Below are 17964 nucleotides of genomic sequence, written 5' to 3'. Positions count from 1 at the left end.
TCTCCAAATCAATCGACAAAAGCAAGCGTCGGCAGGTCGACGACGGTGGCGCCGCCATCGACGGTCAGGATCGAACCGTTCATCATCGCCGCCTCGGCGGAAGCGACGAAGCAGATGACGTTGGACACCTCCTCCGGCGTCGCCGGTCGGCCGAGCGGCACGTCCCTGGTGACAAGCCTGTAGGCTTCCTCGATCGAGCCAAGCCCGTGCTTGTCGACGATTACCTGCATCTGCTCGTCGGCCATGGCGGTCGCCACCCAGCCGGGGCAGATGATGTTGGTGCGAACGCCCTGGCGGCCATAGTCGCGCGCCAGCGATTTGCCGAAGCCGACACAGGCGTGCTTCATGGTGACGTAGCCCGCCGCCGCCGGTCCTGCGAACAGGCCGGCGATCGAGGCGACGACGACGATGTTGCCCTTGCGCGCGATGAGATCAGGCAGGCATTCGCGGGCGCAGACGAAGGCGGTGTCGAGGTTGGTGCGCGTCGCCAGCGCCCAGGTCTCGTCGCTCATCGTCACCGTCGGGCCGACACCATGACCGCCGGCATTGGCGACGAGGATATCGACCGGGCCGATCTTTTCGTGAACCTCGGCAAGAGCGGCGCGCACAGCCTTGGCATCGGCGGCGTCGCCCTGCACGACCAGCCCGCCAATGTCCCTGGTCACGGCCTCGAGGGGCTCGCGCCGCCGGCCCATCAGCACCACCCTGGCGCCGTCGGCGGCCATGCGCCGGGCGACAGCCGCGCCGATACCGGTGCCGCCGCCGGTGATGAATGCCGTCTTGCCGGAAAATCTCATGCTGCGGTCCTTGCGGGCACGACGCCCAAATGCTGCCGATCGTTGACCTGGAGTGTGCGACGAGAGTTCTCCGCCGTCTTGTCCGAGCGGGAACTTTGTTTTGACTGAGCGCGCACTTCTCCGCTCCTCTTGGGTGCCGCGCGAACTAGCCGCGCGGCATCATGCGATTGGCTTGCGGCGGCCTATTTCTTGATCGCCTCGAGATCGATGGCGATCTCCACCTCAGGTCCAAGGCCGAACCCATCGGCCGCCTTGGCCATCGGGAAGTCGGCCGTGCTCACCTTGCCGGTGGCGCTGAAAGCGGCCTTGGTCAGCGTCGCGTCCCACGGGGCCTGCGCCTCGTTGAGCAGCTTGACGTCGAGCGTGACCTCCTTGCTGACGCCGCTGATGGTGAGATTGCCGGTGACCTTGCCGGTCTTGTCGTCGACCTTCTCGACCTTGGTGCTTTCGAAGCTGATTTTCGGGAACTCGGCGGCATTGAAGAAGTCCGGTCCCTTCAAATCGCTGTCGCGCTGATCGAAAGCCGTATGGACCGAGCCGACGTCGAGCTCCGCCTTGACGCTGCTCTTGGTGACATCGGCCTTGTCCAACGTGATCGCGCCTTTGACGTCGTCGAACTGGCCATGCGCGATGCCATAGATGCCGTGCTTGATGGTGAAGGTGACCCAGGCGTGCTGGCCGTCGATCTCGTAGTTGTCGGCATGGGCAGACACGGCCAGCATGGATGCGCCGGCGAAAGCGAGCGCGGCAATCAGTTTTCTCGTTCTCACATGTTTCTCCCTGTTGTTGGTTGTTGTGTTTGGACCCGGCTCATGAGAAGCCGAGGGCTGCCCCGTGCGGCGCCCAGACGATCGCCGTCACGATGGCCAGCACCGCCGGAATGGCGATCAGGATGCCGGCGACGAGCGGCCGCAAAGGCCGCGTGCCGGGAAGCAGGCCTTGCAGCCGGCCGCGCACGAGCACGGCGGCGATCGGCGGCAAGGACGACAGGATGAGCGCGGCGGGATTGGCCTTGGGCGCGAGCAGCGCCACCTGGACCAGCACCGTGGCGGCGGCGTAGAGCAGCAGGAATTCGACGCCCTTGCTCCACCAGACGGCAGCGCCGCCGCGCAGCATCACGACATACTGCACGAGGCACCAGCCGCCGATCAGCGCGGCGAGCGAACCAAGCAATTGCCCGGTGACGATCGATGCGCCGAGCACCGAGACGATGGCGGCAGAGAGCGACAGGGCGAGCACCGCTGCCGGCGCCAGGAACGGCTCTTCGGGTGACGGCATTGGCGAGGGTTGCCGTGCGGTGAGCAGCGCGGCGCCGATCAGCGTCAACAGTCCGACAGCCAGCGCGGCAATCATCTGCAGGTCGAGCGAGCCGCCGGCCAGCCGCCGCCAACCGAGCCACAGGAAGGCCGCCGCAAAAGCGATGACGGCGACAAAACTCGTTGCGCGGCCCAGCATCCGCTCGGGCAGCAGACCGATGACGATGCCGGCGAAAGCGAGATAGATCAGCTTCTGGCTGGCGGCGACCGGCGGCACGGCTGGTGGACCAAGCGTGTCCCAGTAGAAGAACAGGAGCAGCGCTGCCCAGAACAGCGTCAACACCGGCGATGCGGCCGGCAGGGCAAAGCGCGCAGCGAGTGCCAGCACGATGCCAAGCAGCAGCGGCAGCGCGGCGGTGGTGACCATCGGATTGCCGAGAATTGCGCTCAACCGCCGCCGCCCTCCAACACTGATTGAGACCATCCGGCGTGGCTGATCTCGTCATTCAATCTTGATTGGCCTTGAGCGAAGCGTCTTGTCCGAGCGGGAACTTTGTTTTGACTGAAAGCGCACTCGCGACGGCTTCGGCTTGAAGGTGCCTGGCGCGCTCCATAACCCTCTCGAAAAAATGTCGTCAGCATTCGAGGAGGATGGCGTGAACGAGAGAACCGTGCCGCCGATCAGCGTGGCCGCCGCAGCGTTCCTGTCGCGGCCGCATCGGCCCTTCATCAATGGACGTTTCGTCGATGGCCTCGCCGGAGACGGGCTGGCGGTCGATGATTCCGCTTCCGGTGAGATCGTCGCTTATGTGCCGGAGAGCGGCCCCGAACTCGTCGACCAGGCGGTGCGCGCGGCACGCGCGGCGCTTGAGGGGCCATGGGCCTCGATGCGGCCGGTCGACCGCCAGAACCTGATGCTGAAGCTTGCCGATGCAGTCGAGGCCGACGCCGACCTTTTGGCCGAGATCGAAAGCATCGAGAACGGCAAATCGCTGGGCGTCGCGCGCATGTTGAGCGCCGGCGGCACCGTCGACTGGCTGCGCTACTATGCCGGCTGGGCGACCAAGATCGAAGGCTCGACCTTCCAGGTGTCGATCCCGGTGCCGCCGGGCGCCAAGCATCATGCGATGACGGTGATGGAGCCGGTCGGCGTGGTCGGCGCCATCGTGCCGTGGAATTTTCCGCTGCTGATCGGCATGTGGAAGATCGCGCCGGCGTTGGCCTGCGGCTGCACGATCGTGCTGAAGCCGCCGCAGGAAACGCCGCTCGGCCTGCTGAGGCTCGCCGAACTGATCGAGGCGTCAGGTTTCCCGCCCGGCGTCATCAACATCGTCACCGGCAGCGGCACCGTGACCGGCGAGGCGCTGATCCGTCACCCGGGCATCGACAAGCTGACCTTCACCGGCTCGACCGAGGTGGGCAAACGCATCGGTCACGCCGCCGTCGACCGAGTCGCGCGCTTCACCCTGGAACTCGGCTCCAAGTCGCCGATGATCCTGCTCGCCGACATGGAGGACGGCATCGAGCCGCTGCTTGCCGGGCTCGGCATGTTCTTCAACCAGGGCCAGGTCTGCACTTCGGCGGCGCGGCTCCTGATCGAGAAGCCGATCTACGACCGCACGCTGGCGCGACTGGCCGAGATCGCCGACGGCATGACGATGGGCGCCGGTCGCGACGCGGAAGCGCAGATCAATCCGCTGGTCTCGGCCAAGCACCGCAACAGCGTGCAGGGTTTTGTCGAGCGCAGCCTGGCGGCCGGCGTCGAACGGGTAAGTGGCGCGCGGCCGGTGCCCTCGAAGGGTCACTATGTGGCGCCGACCATCCTGCATCATGTGAAGCCGGAGATGGAGATCGTGCGCGAGGAAGTGTTCGGGCCGGTGGTGGCGGCGATGCCCGTCGCCGATCTCGACGAGGCGATCCGCATCGCCAACGATACGCGCTACGGCCTGTCGGCCTCGATCTGGACCCGCGACATGGGCAAGGCAATGACGGCGATCCACGGCCTCAAGGCGGGCACGGTATGGGTGAACTCGCACAACACGCTCGATCCGGCGGCGCCCTTCGGCGGCTTCAAGCAGTCCGGCATCGGCCGCGAGCACGGCCGCGCGGCGATCGAGGGTTACCTCGAGACCAAGACCGCCATCATGCGCTACGCCTGACCAGATGACGGAGGCTTACGACTACATCATCGCCGGCGCAGGCTCGGCCGGCTGCACGCTGGCGAGCCGGCTGGTCGCGGCCGGCAAGCGCGTGCTGGTCGTCGAAGCGGGGCCGGCCGACAACACACGTTTCATCGACATGCCCGCCACCTTCGCCAGGGTGATCGGCACGGCGCGCAGCTGGATCTACCAGTCGGATCCGGAGCCGAGCGTCGGCGGCCGCTCGCTGCCGATCCCGCAAGGCCGCACGCTGGGCGGCGGCTCGTCGATCAACGCCATGCTCTACATTCGAGGGCAAGCTGAAGACTATGACGGCTGGCGCGATCTCGGCTGCCCCGGCTGGAGCTGGGACGACGTGCTGCCGGTCTACAGGCGGCTGGAGCGCAACGAGCGGCTGGCAGGCGAACGGCATGGCACCGAAGGTCCGCTGCCGGTCTCCGACCCACGCTACCGGCATCCGTTGTCGCTTGCCTATGTCAAGGCGGCGCAACAGGCTGGCTATCGCTTCAATGACGACTTCAACGGCGAACGGCAGGAGGGCGTCGGCTTCTACCAGACGACGACCGCAGACGGTGAGCGACAGTCGGCGGCCAAGGTGTTCTTGCGGCCGCTCGCCGGCAACGCCAATCTCAAGATCGTCACCGATGCGCTGGTGACGGCGCTGACGCTGGAGAACGGCGCCGCGACCGGCCTGTCCTACCGGACGCCGGACGGCCACGACCATGTGGCCTCGGCGAAGGCCGAAGTCATCCTTGCCACCGGCGCGCTGGCGACGCCGAAGCTCATGATGCTGTCCGGTCTCGGTCCTGCGGCGCATCTTGCCGAGATGGGCATTCCTGTCATCCGCGACATGCCTTCGGTCGGCCAGGACCTGCAGGATCATGTCGCCGCTCCGCTCTATGCGCTGACCCGCAAGCCGGTCTCGCTACTCGGCGAGGACCGTGGGTTGAAGGCGCTGCGGCACGGCATCGAATATCTCATGTTCCGTCGCGGGTTGCTCGCCTCCAATGTGGTCGAGAGCGGCGGCTTCTTCGACACCGACGGCGATGGCCGGCCCGACATTCAGTTCCACGTGCTGCCGGTGATGATCGAAAATGCCGAGCACGGCTCGGTCGAGCGCCACGGCATGGAGCTGAACCCGTGCTTGCTGCGGCCGAAATCGCGCGGCTCGGTGCGGCTGCGCTCCGCCGACGCAAGCGACCCTATCCGCTTCACCACCGGCTTCCTGTCGCATGCCGACGACCTTGCCTTGCTTCTTGCTGGCATGAAGGTTGCCCGCGCCATCGTGCGCCAGCCGGCGCTGCGCGAGATCGTCGCCGAGGAGCTTGCGCCAGGCAGGGCGGACGATCTCGGCGACCAGGCGATAACCGACCACATCATCCGCCACGCCAAGACCGTCTATCACCCCTGCGGCACATGCCGGATGGGAACGGATGACCTAGCGGTGGTCGACCCGCAGCTTCGCGTGCGCGGCGTGCCGCGCCTGCGCATCGCCGATGCCTCGATCATGCCGAGGCTCACCAGCGGCAACACCAACGCGCCGGCGATCATGATAGGCGACCGCTGCGCCGATTTCATCCTGGGGACCCGTTGAGGTCAGCCGAGATTGATCCAGGCCGTCTTGAGGTCGGTGTATTTCTCGATGGCGTGCAGCGACTTGTCGCGGCCGAAGCCGGATTGCTTGAAGCCGCCGAGCGGCACGGTGATGTCGGCGCCGCCATAGGTGTTGACGTGAACGACGCCGGCATTGATTGCACGCACCATGCGGTGCGCGGTCGACAGGTTCGAGGTCCATACGGCCGAGGCGAGGCCATAGACGGTCGCGTTGGCGAGACGGACCGCCTCTTCCTCCGTCTCGAAGCGCATGACGCCGAGCACCGGCCCGAACACTTCCTCACGGGCGAGCTGCATTTTCTCGGTCACGTTCTCGAAGATCGTCGGCGCCATGTAGCTGCCGCCGGTCTCGGCCAGGATGCGTTCACCGCCGGTGACCAGACGGGCCCCCTCCTCCGCGGCCTTGGCGACGAAGCCGAGGTTCTTGGTCAGTTGCTCAGCGCTCGACACCGCGCCGACATCGGAGCCGAGATCGAGCGGATCGCCGACCTTCAGCTTGGTGGTTGCCTTGAGAAGCTCGTCCATGAAGCGGTCGTAGACCGAGGCCTGGACCAGCAGCCGCGACCCGGCGACGCAGACCTGCCCGGAATTGCGGAAGATGCCGTTGGCCGAGACGACCGCCGCCTGCTTCAAATCGGGCGCATCGGCAAAGACGATGTTCGGCGACTTGCCGCCAAGCTCCAGGAAGACGCGCTTGAGGTTCGAGCGCGCCGAATATTCAAGCAGGCGGCGGCCGACAGGGCCGGAGCCGGTGAAGGCGATGGCGTCGACATCCATGTGCAGGCCGAGCGCCTCGCCGGCGACCGAGCCACGGCCGGTGACGACGTTGAAGACGCCCTCCGGCAGTCCGGCCTCGGCGGCAAGCTCCGCCAGGCGCAGCAATGTCAGCGAGGCGATCTCCGGCGGCTTGACGACGATGGCGTTGCCGGCAGCGAGCGCCGGCGCGATCTTCCAGGCGCCGATCATCAGCGGGAAATTCCACGGCACGATGACGCCGACGACGCCGAGCGGTTCCTTGTGAATGAGGCCCAGCACATTGTCGGCCGTCGGCGCGATCTCGCCATAGACCTTGTCGATCGCCTCGGCATAGTAGCGGATGGTGCCGGCGGCCGACAGCGGCTCGGCCTTGTAGGCCATGCCGATCTCGGTGCCATTGTCGCGCACGCCGAGCACCGCAAGCTCCAGCGCGTGCTTTTCGACCAGCTCGGCGAATTTCGTCAGCACCTTCTTGCGGAGGGCGGGAGCCGCACGCGACCAGGAGCCCTTCGCGAACGCCTTGCGCGCCGAAGCGACGGCGCGGTCGATATCGGCGGCGGCACCGTCGGCGATGCTGGCGAAGGGACGGCCGTCGATCGGCGAGATCACCTGCAGGCTGGCGCCGCTTTGCGCGTCCACCTGGGTTCCATCGATGAACAGACGCCGCGCGCCGACCTCCGCCTTGCGCAGCGTGTCGATGGTGTCCTGGTTGATCATTCTCAATTTGCTCCAAATTCTACATGAAGTGTCGCCGGCGCACGGAACTCCCAGCCGCGGAAGATCGGCTCCTTGCCCGGCACCAGTCGTAAATCGGGAAAACGCTCCAGCAGCAATCTTACTGCAAGGCACATCTGCTCGCGCGCGAAGAAGCGTCCCGAGCAGAAATGATGGCCGAAGCCGAAGGCGGCGTGGTTGCCTTCGTCGCGATGGATATCGAAGCGGTCCGGGTCGGTGAAGCGGCTTTCGTCGCGGCTGGCCGAGGAGACGAGCGCAGCGACTGGGGCGCCGGCAGGAATGGTCGCGCCGCCGATCTCCACGGCACGGGTCGTTTCACGCGTCTGCGTCCCGATCGGCGCCACCCAGCGAAGGCCCTCGTCGACCGCCTTGGGCACGAAGGTATCCGGATCGTCGAGCACCTGCCGCAACTGCTCCTGATGCGAAAGCAGACCGACAAGAATGGAGCCGGCGCCGTGGCCAGGCTCCTGCATGCCACCGAGCAATATGACCTTGATGGTCGGCATCAGGAAATCGATCGGGCGCGTCGCGCCTTCCGGCATGCCGTCATGCAGCATGTGCGACAGCGCCGTTTCGTCGGGGTCGCGGATCAGGCGTTCGAGCGTCGGCCGGACGGCGGCGCCGACCTCGGCGCTGATCGCGTCGGCGATTTCCTGCCGCTTCGGATCGTTCTCGAAATTGATGGCGCCCTGCGCAAGACCGTAGAACCACCGCCGCAAGGTCTGCATGTCGACGTCGGCGAGGCCAAGCGAGCGCGCCAGACTTAGCGTCGACACCGGTTCGAAATAGTCGGCCACCAGTTCGGCGGAGCCGCGCCTGGCCATCTCGTCGAGATAGGGCTCGGCGATCGAGCGCACGAGACCGCCGGCATAGGAAGCGACAGTGCGTGGCCGGTATTTCGGGTCGACACCCTGACGAAGGTCCTTATGGATCTCGCCGTCGGTGGTCAGGATGGTCGGCTTGCCGAAGGAGCGCTCGACGGGCGACACGCCCACTCTGACGATGGCCGAGAAGATGTCCGGCGACTTGGCGACAGTCTCAACATCCTTCCAGCGGGTGACGAACCAGAGGTTGACCGCCGGCACGAACGTCACCGGAGCGCTGCGCCTGAGCTCGGCGTAGATCGGATAGGGGTCGGCTTCCAGCGCCTCGACCGTGATATCATCGGCAAAGCTCATGCCGCTGCTCCCTTGCGATGGAAAGGGCGGCGCATGCGCCGCCCCACCTGTCAGTTTCAGTCCTTCAGAGGCACACCGAGATTTTCGAAGGCGACCGGATCGCGGGCCTTTAGCGCCCCCGCCAGCAGCAGGCCGACCACGGCCGCGATCAGCACCAGCGCCGGCAGGAACACGCCGAGGAAGCCGCCGGCTCCCGACAGGCTGCCGAAATTGATGACGATCAGGTAGATGATGATGGCGAAGGCGATGAAGGTCAGCCCCGGCAGGATGGCGGTCTTCAACGCGTTCTCCTGGGCGGACGGATTGGCGCGGAAATACATCACGACGGCGAGCGAGGCCACCGCCATCATGACGATGACGCCGAGCGTGGCGACGTTGGTGAGCCACGAGAACAGCGCCAGCACCGGGTCAAGGCCGAGCACCGCGAACAGCCCGACGACGACGGCCGCGAGCACGGTCTGGATCACCGAGGCGACATGCGGGCTTTGATGCGCCGAATGCGTCACGCCGATCGACTGCGGCAGAAGCTTCTCGCGGCCGGAGACGTAAATGTAGCGGGCGACCGCATTGTGGAAGGCGAGCACGCCGGCGAACAGGCTGGAGACAAAGAGGATGCTCATGGCGTGGGTAAGCGCCGTCCCGGCGTAGCGGTCGGAGAGGCCGAACAGGAAGGTGGTCGGGTCCTGCAAGGCCTGCAGCGATGGCAGGAGCTTGTCGACGCCGGCGCCGACCGCCATCAGCCAGGCGGTGATCATGTAGAACAGGCCGATCAGGATGACGGAGAAATAGGTCGCGCGCGGAATGGTCACCTTCGGGTCGCGCGCCTCCTCGGCATAGATCGTGGTCGCCTCGAAGCCGATGAAGGCGGCGAAGCAGAACAGGATGGCGATGGCCGGCGCGCCGCTGGTGATCTGGCTCCAGCTGAAGGGCGCGGCGGACAGGCCGCTGTCGCCGCCGGTCTTGAGGATGGTGAGGTCGAGGATCAGCACGACCACATATTCGGCAAGCACCAGCACCGTCAGGATCTTGGCCGACAGGTCGACCTGGCGGTAGCCGAGCACTGCGACGATGGCGATGGCGATGAAGCTCCACACCCACCAGGGCAGATTGATGCCCCAACCGGCGAACAGCCCGGCGGTGGCCGCGCCCAGCAGGCCCATGACGCCGATCTGCATGGCGTTGTAGGAGAGGATCGCGATCAGCGCGACGGCGCCGCCGGCAAGACCGCCCAGCCCACGCGCGGCATAGGCGTAGAAGGCGCCGGCATTGCCCATGTGGCGCGACATGGCGACATAGCCAACCGCGAACAGGAGCAGCAACAGCGTCACGATCAGATAGGTGCCGGCAAAGCCGGCGCCGTTGCCCATCAGCATGCCGAGCGGCGTGCCACCCGCAACGGCCGTGAGCGGGGCGGCGGCCGAAATCACCATGAAGGTGATGGCGCCGACGCCAAGGCTGTTCTTCCTCAGCCGGTTCACTTCCCCGGCTTCAACTGTGGTCATTTTTCCCTCCATTCCGCGTTGCGGAAACCAAGTGTCCCTGAGATGCCGAGGGCCTTCTGAGAGGGCCAATGTGCATTTCATTATTTGCAACGGCATTTCGATATTAGACTTGCAAAGGAATCGACTTGCTGTCAAGTTAATTCGCACGTTAAGTATCTGACGGAGGATCGGACACGCGATGAGCACGGTGGCCAAAGCCATTTCGCTGCTGGAACTGCTGGGCGGCGGCGCGCCCGAGGCGGCGCTGGCCGACCTTGCCAGGGCCGCCGGCTTCGACAAGGCGACGACGCGCCGGCTGCTGGTTTCGCTCATCGCGCAAGGGCTGGTCGAACAGGATGAGACGACGCGGCTCTACCGGCTCGGCGCCGGCCTGACGCGGCTGGCGCTGATGCGCGAGGCGCAGTTTCCGTTCCTGCGCATGGCCGTGCCGGTGGTCGAGATGCTGGCCGCCGAGACCGGCGAGACCGTGCATCTCTCGGAATATTCGAAGCGCGGCCTGATAACCGTCCAGGTCATCGAATCGGCCAAGGCCAATCGTGTCAGCGTGCAACTCGGCGACGTGCTGCCGATGCATGCGACGGCGTCCGGCATCGCGTTCCTGGCATTTGCCGAGGAACGCATTCGGCAAGGTATCCTGGCCGGACCACTACCGGCCTTCACGCCCTTCACCATAGGCGATGCGGCGACGCTCGCCGACCATGTCGCCGCGGCCCGCGCGCGCGGCCATTCGATCGGCGCGCAGGGTTTCGAGGAAGGCGTGATGAGTGTCGCGGCACCCATCCTCGGCGCCGACGGCTACTCCATCGGCGCCATCGCGGTGGCGGCGCCCAGAGTGCGCACCCAAAAGGCCGATATCGAACGGCTTGGCGTCATTGTGACCGCCGCGGGTCGCGAGATTGGCGAGCGGCTGTTCGGCAGGCTGCCCGGCCAGAAGCGGGCTTAACAACCAACAGGACTGCAGGGAGATTGACGTGGAGGAGAAACGCCGAATCCTGGTTATCGGCACCGGCGACACCAAGGCCGACGAGCTTCTGTTCATGCGCGAGCGCATCGAGGCCGTCGGCGGCGTTGCCGTGATGATGGACGTGAGCGTGCTTGGCGACCCGCCCTACAGGCCGGAGCATGACAAGCATGCGGTGGCGCGCGCGGCGGATGCGACCATCGAGGCCATCATCGCCAGCGGCGACGAGAATACCGCGATGACGCTGATGGCGCTTGGTGCTGCGCGGCTTGCGCGCTCGCTCTACGACCGGGGCGAAATCGACGGCTTCATCGCGCTGGGCGGCTCGATGGGCACCGACCTTGCGCTTGACGTGGCGCTGGCGCTGCCGCTCGGCGTGCCGAAATTCGTCGTCTCGACGATCGCCTATTCGCATCTCGTTCCGCCGGAGCGCATCGCCACCGACCTGATGATGATCCTGTGGGCAGGCGGCCTCTACGGGCTCAACAGCGCCTGCAAGGCGGTGCTGTCGCAGGCCAGCGGCGCCGTGGTCGGCGCCGCGCGGGCCGTCGTCAAACCCGATATGTCGCGGCCGAAGATCGGCATGAGCTCGCTGGGCAAAAGCTGCCTGCAATATATGGTGACGCTGAAGCCGGAGCTGGAAAAGCGCGGCTACGAGGTCATCGTCTTCCACACCACCGGCATGGGCGGACGGGCCCTTGAGGCGATCGCGGCGCAGAAGGGTTTCGTCGCGGTGCTCGATTTCAGCCTGCAGGAGCTCGCCAACCAGCTCACCGGCTCGGTGGTGAATTCGGGCACGGACCGGCTGGAGAATGCCGGGCGGCAAGGCATCCCGCAGATCGTCGCGCCCGGCGCCATCGACATGGTGGATTTCCCGACCTGGCAGGCAGTGCCGTCGCGCTTCGCCCAGCGGCCATACCACGCGCATAACCGGCTGCTGGCGTCGGTGACCTCCGACGGCGCGACGCGCCGGGAGATCGCGCGCGCCATCGGCGACAAGCTCGCCGCGGCAACCGGGCCGACCGCCTTCATCCTGCCGGCCGGCGGCATCCAGCAATGGGACCAGGAAGGCGAGCCGCTCTATGAGCCGGAGGCGCTGTCGGCCTTTGTCGAGGAGATGAGGGCGCGCGTGCCGGACAATGCCGAGCTGCATGAGATCGCTGGGCACATCAACGATGCCGCCTTCAGCGCCAAGGCACTGGAGATCTTCGATCGCTGGGTGGCCGAGGGCGTCGTTCCGCCCGGCGTGACCGGCAGGCGCGTGGCATGAGCCCGTTGAAGCCGCAGGCGCTGGTGCTCGATTTCGGCGGCGTGGTCACCCGCACTTTGTTCGAGACGCATGCGCTGACCGAGCAGGCGCTCGGCTTGCCTGCCGGCAAGCTGCGCTGGAAGGGTCCGTTCGATCCTGGCAGCGATCCGCTTTGGCGATCGATGCAACGCGACGAAATCAGCGAGCGCGACTATTGGACGGAACGAACGCGCGAGGTCGGCGCTCTGGTCGGCGAAAACTGGACCTCGATGCAGACCTTCGTGCAGCGGGCGCGTGGAGCGGAGCCGGAAAAAGTGGTGCGACCGGAGGCCGACCAAGCCATCCGCACCGCGTATGCCGCCGGTGTCCGCCTCGCCATCCTGTCGAACGAGCTCGACCTGTTCTATGGCGCTGATTTTCGCCAGCGCCTGCCGCTGCTTTCGCTTTTCGAGGCGATCGTGGATGCGACCTATACAAAGATCCTCAAGCCCGACGCCCGCGCCTATGCGATGGTCGGCGAGGCGCTGCGCCTGCCGCTTTCGGCCTGCGTCTTCGTCGACGACCAGAAGCGCAATGTCGACGGTGCGATTGCCACCGGCATGCCAACCGTTCATTTCGACGTCGCCCGACCGGCGCAAAGCTATGCCGAGGCGCTCAGCCATTTCGGCCTGACGCTCTCCTGATTGGAAAACCGGAGTTCCTCCCGATGCGTGACATCAACTTCCTCACCGAAAACAACGCCAAGCCGATCTGGCATCCGATGGCGCATCCGGCCGAAATGCGGGCGAGCCCGCCGAAGATCATCATGAAGGGCGAAGGCGTTTCGGTGACCGATGCCGAGGGCCGCACCGTGCTCGACGCCGTCGGCGGCCTGTGGAACGTCAATCTCGGCTACAGCTGCGATCCGATCAAGCAGGCGATGACCGCGCAGCTCGACGCTCTGCCCTATTATTCAGGCTTTCGCGGCACCTCGACCGGACCGTCGATCGAGCTCGCCTATGAGCTCACCGAATGGTTTGCGCCGGAAGGCATGGTGCGCGCCTTCTTCACCTCGGGCGGCTCGGATTCGGTCGAGACGGCGCTCCGGCTCGCCAGGCAGTATTGGAAGATCCGCGGCCAGGCCGACCGGACGAAATTCCTGGCGCTGAAGAAGGGCTATCACGGCACCCATTTCGGCGGCGCCTCGGTCAACGGCAACTCCAATTTTCGCCGCAACTACGAGCCGCTTTTGCCCGGCGTCTTCCACACGCCGGCGCCCATGACCTACCGCAACCCGTTCGACGAGACCGATCCGGCAAAGCTGGCGAAACTCTGCGCGCGCGCGATCGAGGAAGAGATCGCCTTCCAGGGCGCCGACACGATCGCCGCCTTCATCATGGAGCCGGTGCTCGGCGCCGGCGGCGTGATCGTCCCGCATGAGAGCTTCATGCCGATGGTGCGGGCGATCTGCGACCGCCACGACATCCTGTTGATCGCCGACGAGGTGGTGACGGGCTTCGGCCGCACCGGCGCCTGGTCAGGCTCAAGGCTCTCCAGTACGAAGCCGGATTTCATGACCATCGCCAAGGCGATCACATCGGGATACTTCCCGCTCGGCGCGACGATGATCGGCGCCAAGGTCGCCGAAATCTTCGAGGCCGACAAGACCAGCTTCGGCGCGATCGGCCATGGCTATACCTATTCCGGCCATCCGGTCGGCTGCGCGGCCGGTCTGGCGACGCTCGCCGAGACGAAACGGCTGGCCGTCAACGAGAATGCCGCAGCGCGCGGCGTCGAGCTCGGCAAGGCGCTGGAGGCGCTGAAGGCCAAGCACCAGCTGGTCGGCGATGTCCGCTACCAGGGTCTGATGGCGGCGCTCGAGCTGGTCTCGGACCGCGCCGCGAAGAAGCCGGTCGACAAGAAGACGATGGCCGCCGTCGCGGACGGCGCTTACGAGGCGGGCGTCATGCTGCGCGTCTCGGGCAACAACATCATCCTGTCGCCGCCGCTGATCATCACCGCGGCCGATGTGGCGAAGATTGCCGAGGGGTTGGATGCGGGGTTGACCGCTGCTGCCGCAGCCTAGCGAATAGGGAATAGCGAGTAGCGAATAGGGAGCGGCTTTCCCCTACTCGCTATTCGCTACTCACTATTCGCTCTCTGCGCCATGCCGCCGGCGCCATTCCAACCGCCTGCCGAAAGAAGCGCGAGAAGTATGCCGGATCGTTGAAGCCGGTCTCGTAGGCGATGTCCTCGACCGTGCGTATGGTGAAGAGCAGCAGGCGCTTGGCCTCGACCAGGCGCCTGTCGCCGATCGCCTGGCGCACGCCCGAGCCCAGCACCTGATGCGCCGCCTTGTCGAGCAGGTGCCTGGTGGTGCCGAGCTCCTCGACATAGCGCTCCACCGGCCAGTCGTCGCGGAAGTGGCGGTCGATCAGCCGCCTGAGTCGGCCACCCAGCGCCACCGCCGCCGGCACGGTCACCGCATGCGACTGGGCGTCGAGACGGGCGATGTGCGACAATGCCACCGCGATCAGCGGCGGCAGGATCTTTTCCGCGCCGGCTTGGGCCTCGGCATATTCGGCCTGGATCATCCTGACGGTGTCGCCCAGCCTTTGCCAAAGCGCTCCATCACCCCGCGCGGTGATGAAAACCGGTTGATCGAGCGGCAGCGCCGAATGTTCCGCGATTGCCGCGAGCGCCGCATCCGCAACCGAGACGACGATGGCGTCGGTGCCCGGCTCGATGTCGAAGCCATGCACCACGCCGCTCGGCATGTAGCTCACCGTCGGCGCCGAAAAACTCCAGGTCTTGTCCTCGATCCGATAGAGGCCCTGCCCGCTCGTCCAATAGGTGATCTGGGCCATTTGCGGATGTTTGTGCGCCAGAACGTGGCCGCGATGCACCGAAGCGCGGGCCTGCACGGTCTCGACATGCAGGAATCCGATCTCGAGCGCCCGAGCCGGCTCGCCGTAGACGAAGAATTCCAGAATGGCGGTCTGGCTCATAGGCAGCCGGAAAAAGTCCAAGCGGTTTTGCGCTTTCGTCCATAAACCATTGTGACGTATCCGGCTACTCTCTACCAATCCAAGGGAGGATCATGATGCGATCGGAAGATTTCCGGGCCGACAATTCGCGGCCGTTCACGGGCGCCGAATATCTGGCGAGCCTGCGCGACGGACGCGAGGTCTATATCAACGGCGAACGGGTGGCGGACGTCACCAGCCACCCGGCGATGCGCAATTCGGTGCGCTCGCTGGCGCGGCTCTACGACGCGCTGCACGACCCGGCCCAGCAGGCGATGCTGACCTCGCCCACCGACACCGGCTCGGGCGGCTTTACGCACAAATATTTCCGCGTCGCGCACTCCTCCGCCGAGCTTGCCGCGCAGCAGGGCGCGATCGCGCATTGGGCGCGCATGACCTATGGCTGGATGGGCCGCACCGCCGACTACAAGGCGGCGCTGATGAACACGCTCGGCGCCAACGCCGATTGGTATGGGCCGTTCAAGGACAATGCGCGCGCCTGGCATAAACGCGCGCAGGAAGCGGTCCTGTTCATGAACCACGCCATCGTCAATCCGCCGATCGACCGCCACAAGCCAGCCGAGCAGGTGAAGGACGTCTTCGTGCACATCACCAAGGAAAACGACGCCGGCATCTGGGTGTCGGGCGCCAAGGTGGTGGCGACGTCGTCGGCGCTCACCCACTACAATTTCCTGGCGCAGAGCTCGGCCACGGTGACCGAGGATCCGTCGCTGTCGGTGATGTTCATCGTGCCGATGAACGCGCCGGGCATAAAGATGTTTTGCCGCGTCTCCTACGAGCAGACGGCCAACACCGTGGGCCATCCCTTCGACTATCCGCTGTCCTCGCGCTTCGACGAGAACGACGCGATCCTGGTGCTCGACAACGTGTTTATCCCCTGGGAGGACGTGCTGGTGCTGCGCGACGCGCAAAAAATCCTGTCCTTCCATCCCGCGTCGGGCTTCATGCATGGCTATTGCTTCCAGGGCTGCACGCGCTTTGCGGTGAAACTCGACTTCCTCGCCGGGCTGCTGGCCAAGGCGCTGCGGGCCACAGGCGGCGACGCCTTCCGCGGCAATCAGGCGGCGCTCGGCGAGGTGATTGCGCTGCGCCACATGTTCTGGAGCTTTTCCAATGCCATGGCGCACAACCCCATACCATGGGCGAACGGCGCGGTGCTGCCCAATCTCGAGGCCGCGCTCGCCTATCGCACCTTCATGTCGGAAGCGTATCCGCGCGTCATCGACACGGTGCGCCGGGTGGTCGCCTCGGGGCTGATCTACCTGCCCTCCTCGGCGCGCGACTTCGACAATCCTGAGATCGGCCGCTACCTCGCGCAATATGTGCGCGGCTCCAACGACATGGGCCATGTCGAGCGCATCAAGATCATGAAGCTGCTGTGGGACGCGACCGGCACCGAATTCGGCGGCCGCCACGCGCTCTACGAGCTCAACTATGCCGGCGCGCCGGAAGAGGTGCGGCTGCAGGTTCTGAAGGGCGCCGAGCGCGGCGGCCGGCTGAAGCAGATGGAGGAACTCGTCGACCAATGCATGGCCGACTATGACGAAAAGGGCTGGACCGGCGACACCTGGCTGCCGCCGCTGTCGGCCCAGGCCAACTGACGGGAGGCCGGCCATGGAGACGCCCATGGAAACACAAGTCGCAAGGCTGGAATTCCGCGAGGCCATGGCGCGGGTCTGCGCGCCGGTAAACATCGTCACCACCGACGGCCCGGCCGGGCGCGGCGGCTTCACCGCAACCGCCATGTGCAGCGTCTCCGACGACCCACCGACGCTGCTTGTGTGCATGAACGAGCGCTCGGCGCAGACCGGCATGTTCCTCGCCAACCAGCGCTTCTGCATCAATGTGCTGACCCAGTCGCACATGCACCTGGCGGCAAAATTCGCCGGCGCGATCCGCGACATGGCCGAGCGCTATCAAGCCGCGCGCTGGCAGACGATGCCATCCGGCATGCCGGCGCTGCTTGACGCCATCGTCAGCTTCGACTGCGAGATCGGCGCGGTGAACAAGGTCGGCACGCACAATGTGATGTTCGGCCGCGTCGTCGACATCCGCCACGGCAGCGACGAGGCGGCGCTGCTCTATGTCGGGCGCAACTACATGCAGCCGAGCGCGCTGGGGAGCTTTGGAGGGTGAGCGCGACTTCGCCTTCTCCCCTTGTGGGAGAAGGTGGATCGGCGCGTAGCGCCGAGACGGATGAGGGGTGTTGGAAGGAATGAGGCTGCGGTGGATTTCGTGCGTCTCACTCCGCTGGAGCACCCCTCATCCGTCCGAGCTTCGCTCGGCCACCTTCTCCCACAAGGGGAGAAGGAAAAGGCGTCACCCCTCCACCGTCTCCGACTGGATCAGGCTCTCCAGCATGTCGAGCAGGCGCTCATGCTCTTCGGCGCCGTAGCGCTTTTCAATGGCGTCGTAGATGGCGACCCGCTCAGGGGCCAGCTCCTCGATCAGCGCCACGCCGGTGGGGCTGATCGCGAGCAGGGCACGGCGGCCGTCATCCTTGACCTTGTTGCGGGAGATGAACTCGCGCTCTTCCAACGCCTTGATGATGCGGGTCAGGCTCGGCGGCAGGATCGAGGCGCGGTTGGCGAGCTCTGTCGCTTCCAGCGGGCCGGCTTCGGCGAGAACGCGCAGCACGCGCCACTGCTGCTCGGTGATGTCGTGGCGGGCGAGCATCGGCCGGAAATGCGCCATGATCACTTCGCGGGCGCGAAGCAGAGCCATGGGCAAG

Annotated in this window: 16 protein-coding genes; 8 read left to right on the top strand and 8 right to left on the bottom strand. The window is 65.9% G+C overall.

The features are described from left to right. Window positions 1–8: 8 nt before the first annotated feature. The 3 genes from RFM52_RS05930 to RFM52_RS05920 form a co-directional block, all read right to left on the bottom strand. Window positions 9–797, bottom strand: a complete 789-nt coding sequence (locus RFM52_RS05930) for an SDR family NAD(P)-dependent oxidoreductase (RefSeq protein WP_320294580.1) — start codon at window positions 795–797, stop codon at window positions 9–11. 182 nt (window positions 798–979) lie between these two features. Beyond that, complete coding sequence (locus tag RFM52_RS05925; protein ID WP_320294579.1) at window positions 980–1567, bottom strand: YceI family protein; 588 nt, start codon at window positions 1565–1567, stop codon at window positions 980–982. Between the two features lie 40 nt (window positions 1568–1607). Next, window positions 1608–2504, bottom strand: a complete 897-nt coding sequence (locus RFM52_RS05920) for a hypothetical protein (RefSeq protein ID WP_320294578.1) — start codon at window positions 2502–2504, stop codon at window positions 1608–1610. Between the two features lie 205 nt (window positions 2505–2709). Between RFM52_RS05920 and RFM52_RS05915 the strand changes: the two genes are divergently transcribed. Then, complete coding sequence (locus RFM52_RS05915; RefSeq protein WP_320294577.1) at window positions 2710–4212, top strand: aldehyde dehydrogenase family protein; 1503 nt, start codon at window positions 2710–2712, stop codon at window positions 4210–4212. Between the two features lie 4 nt (window positions 4213–4216). Further along, window positions 4217–5806, top strand: coding sequence for a GMC family oxidoreductase (locus RFM52_RS05910; RefSeq protein ID WP_320294576.1), 1590 nt, complete (start codon window positions 4217–4219; stop codon window positions 5804–5806). Window positions 5807–5808: 2 nt separating this feature from the next. On the opposite strand, the gene RFM52_RS05905 is transcribed toward RFM52_RS05910, so the two are convergent. The 3 genes from RFM52_RS05905 to RFM52_RS05895 are packed head-to-tail and all read right to left on the bottom strand — an operon-like array spanning window position 5809 to window position 10009. After that, entirely contained in the window at window positions 5809–7299 is a 1491-nt protein-coding gene (locus RFM52_RS05905) for an aldehyde dehydrogenase (RefSeq protein WP_320294575.1), read from the bottom strand. 2 nt (window positions 7300–7301) lie between these two features. After that, entirely contained in the window at window positions 7302–8495 is a 1194-nt protein-coding gene (locus tag RFM52_RS05900) for a cytochrome P450 (RefSeq protein ID WP_320294574.1), read from the bottom strand. Window positions 8496–8551: 56 nt separating this feature from the next. Further along, window positions 8552–10009, bottom strand: coding sequence for an APC family permease (locus RFM52_RS05895; protein ID WP_320294573.1), 1458 nt, complete (start codon window positions 10007–10009; stop codon window positions 8552–8554). Window positions 10010–10175: 166 nt separating this feature from the next. Here RFM52_RS05895 and RFM52_RS05890 point away from each other — a divergent pair, with 166 nt between their 5' ends. The 4 genes from RFM52_RS05890 to RFM52_RS05875 are packed head-to-tail and all read left to right on the top strand — an operon-like array spanning window position 10176 to window position 14272. Further along, window positions 10176–10940, top strand: a complete 765-nt coding sequence (locus RFM52_RS05890) for an IclR family transcriptional regulator (RefSeq protein ID WP_320294572.1) — start codon at window positions 10176–10178, stop codon at window positions 10938–10940. A 28-nt stretch (window positions 10941–10968) separates the two neighbouring features. Continuing rightward, window positions 10969–12228: a Tm-1-like ATP-binding domain-containing protein gene (locus RFM52_RS05885; RefSeq protein ID WP_320294571.1), complete on the top strand. Its 1260-nt coding sequence runs from the start codon at window positions 10969–10971 to the stop codon at window positions 12226–12228. Continuing rightward, complete coding sequence (locus RFM52_RS05880; protein WP_320294570.1) at window positions 12225–12890, top strand: HAD family hydrolase; 666 nt, start codon at window positions 12225–12227, stop codon at window positions 12888–12890. The genes RFM52_RS05885 and RFM52_RS05880 overlap by 4 nt, the downstream gene beginning before the upstream one ends. Window positions 12891–12913: 23 nt before the next feature. Then, window positions 12914–14272 carry an aminotransferase class III-fold pyridoxal phosphate-dependent enzyme gene (locus RFM52_RS05875; protein ID WP_320294569.1) on the top strand — a complete coding sequence of 453 codons (1359 nt, stop codon included), beginning with the start codon at window positions 12914–12916 and terminating at the stop codon, window positions 14270–14272. A gap of 49 nt (window positions 14273–14321) precedes the next feature. On the opposite strand, the gene RFM52_RS05870 is transcribed toward RFM52_RS05875, so the two are convergent. Next, the gene (locus RFM52_RS05870) at window positions 14322–15194 is read right to left on the bottom strand and encodes a helix-turn-helix domain-containing protein (protein ID WP_320294568.1); all 873 of its coding nucleotides are present in this window, start codon (window positions 15192–15194) and stop codon (window positions 14322–14324) included. A 95-nt stretch (window positions 15195–15289) separates the two neighbouring features. Between RFM52_RS05870 and RFM52_RS05865 the strand changes: the two genes are divergently transcribed. Together RFM52_RS05865 and RFM52_RS05860 are read left to right on the top strand one after the other, a co-directional pair. Continuing rightward, window positions 15290–16834 carry a 4-hydroxyphenylacetate 3-hydroxylase family protein gene (locus tag RFM52_RS05865; protein ID WP_320295019.1) on the top strand — a complete coding sequence of 515 codons (1545 nt, stop codon included), beginning with the start codon at window positions 15290–15292 and terminating at the stop codon, window positions 16832–16834. A gap of 25 nt (window positions 16835–16859) precedes the next feature. After that, entirely contained in the window at window positions 16860–17369 is a 510-nt protein-coding gene (locus RFM52_RS05860) for a flavin reductase (protein WP_320294567.1), read from the top strand. A 183-nt stretch (window positions 17370–17552) separates the two neighbouring features. Here RFM52_RS05860 and hpaR read toward each other — a convergent pair whose 3' ends face one another. Next, window positions 17553–17957: a homoprotocatechuate degradation operon regulator HpaR gene (gene hpaR / locus RFM52_RS05855; RefSeq protein WP_320294566.1), complete on the bottom strand. Its 405-nt coding sequence runs from the start codon at window positions 17955–17957 to the stop codon at window positions 17553–17555. Window positions 17958–17964: the final 7 nt, after the last annotated feature.

The sequence above is a fragment of the Mesorhizobium humile genome (genome assembly GCF_033977215.1).
GTDB classification, from domain to species: domain Bacteria; phylum Pseudomonadota; class Alphaproteobacteria; order Rhizobiales; family Rhizobiaceae; genus Mesorhizobium; species Mesorhizobium humile.
Note: the sequence above shows the minus strand (reverse complement) of the source record. Positions and strands in the feature narration are given on the sequence as shown.

Excerpts from the sequence above, each read along its gene's own strand:
- RFM52_RS05875 (WP_320294569.1), top strand. The coding sequence starts at position 12,914 with ATGCGTGACATCAACTTCCTCACCGAAAACAACGCCAAGCCGATCTGG.
- RFM52_RS05880 (WP_320294570.1), top strand. The coding sequence starts at position 12,225 with ATGAGCCCGTTGAAGCCGCAGGCGCTGGTGCTCGATTTCGGCGGCGTG.
- RFM52_RS05930 (WP_320294580.1), bottom strand. The coding sequence starts at position 797 with ATGAGATTTTCCGGCAAGACGGCATTCATCACCGGCGGCGGCACCGGT.
- RFM52_RS05865 (WP_320295019.1), top strand. The coding sequence starts at position 15,290 with ATGCGATCGGAAGATTTCCGGGCCGACAATTCGCGGCCGTTCACGGGC.
- RFM52_RS05895 (WP_320294573.1), bottom strand. The coding sequence starts at position 10,009 with ATGGAGGGAAAAATGACCACAGTTGAAGCCGGGGAAGTGAACCGGCTG.
- RFM52_RS05890 (WP_320294572.1), top strand. The coding sequence starts at position 10,176 with ATGAGCACGGTGGCCAAAGCCATTTCGCTGCTGGAACTGCTGGGCGGC.
- RFM52_RS05870 (WP_320294568.1), bottom strand. The coding sequence starts at position 15,194 with ATGAGCCAGACCGCCATTCTGGAATTCTTCGTCTACGGCGAGCCGGCT.
- RFM52_RS05900 (WP_320294574.1), bottom strand. The coding sequence starts at position 8,495 with ATGAGCTTTGCCGATGATATCACGGTCGAGGCGCTGGAAGCCGACCCC.
- RFM52_RS05910 (WP_320294576.1), top strand. The coding sequence starts at position 4,217 with ATGACGGAGGCTTACGACTACATCATCGCCGGCGCAGGCTCGGCCGGC.
- RFM52_RS05860 (WP_320294567.1), top strand. The coding sequence starts at position 16,860 with ATGGAAACACAAGTCGCAAGGCTGGAATTCCGCGAGGCCATGGCGCGG.
- RFM52_RS05905 (WP_320294575.1), bottom strand. The coding sequence starts at position 7,299 with ATGATCAACCAGGACACCATCGACACGCTGCGCAAGGCGGAGGTCGGC.
- hpaR (WP_320294566.1), bottom strand. The coding sequence starts at position 17,957 with ATGGCTCTGCTTCGCGCCCGCGAAGTGATCATGGCGCATTTCCGGCCG.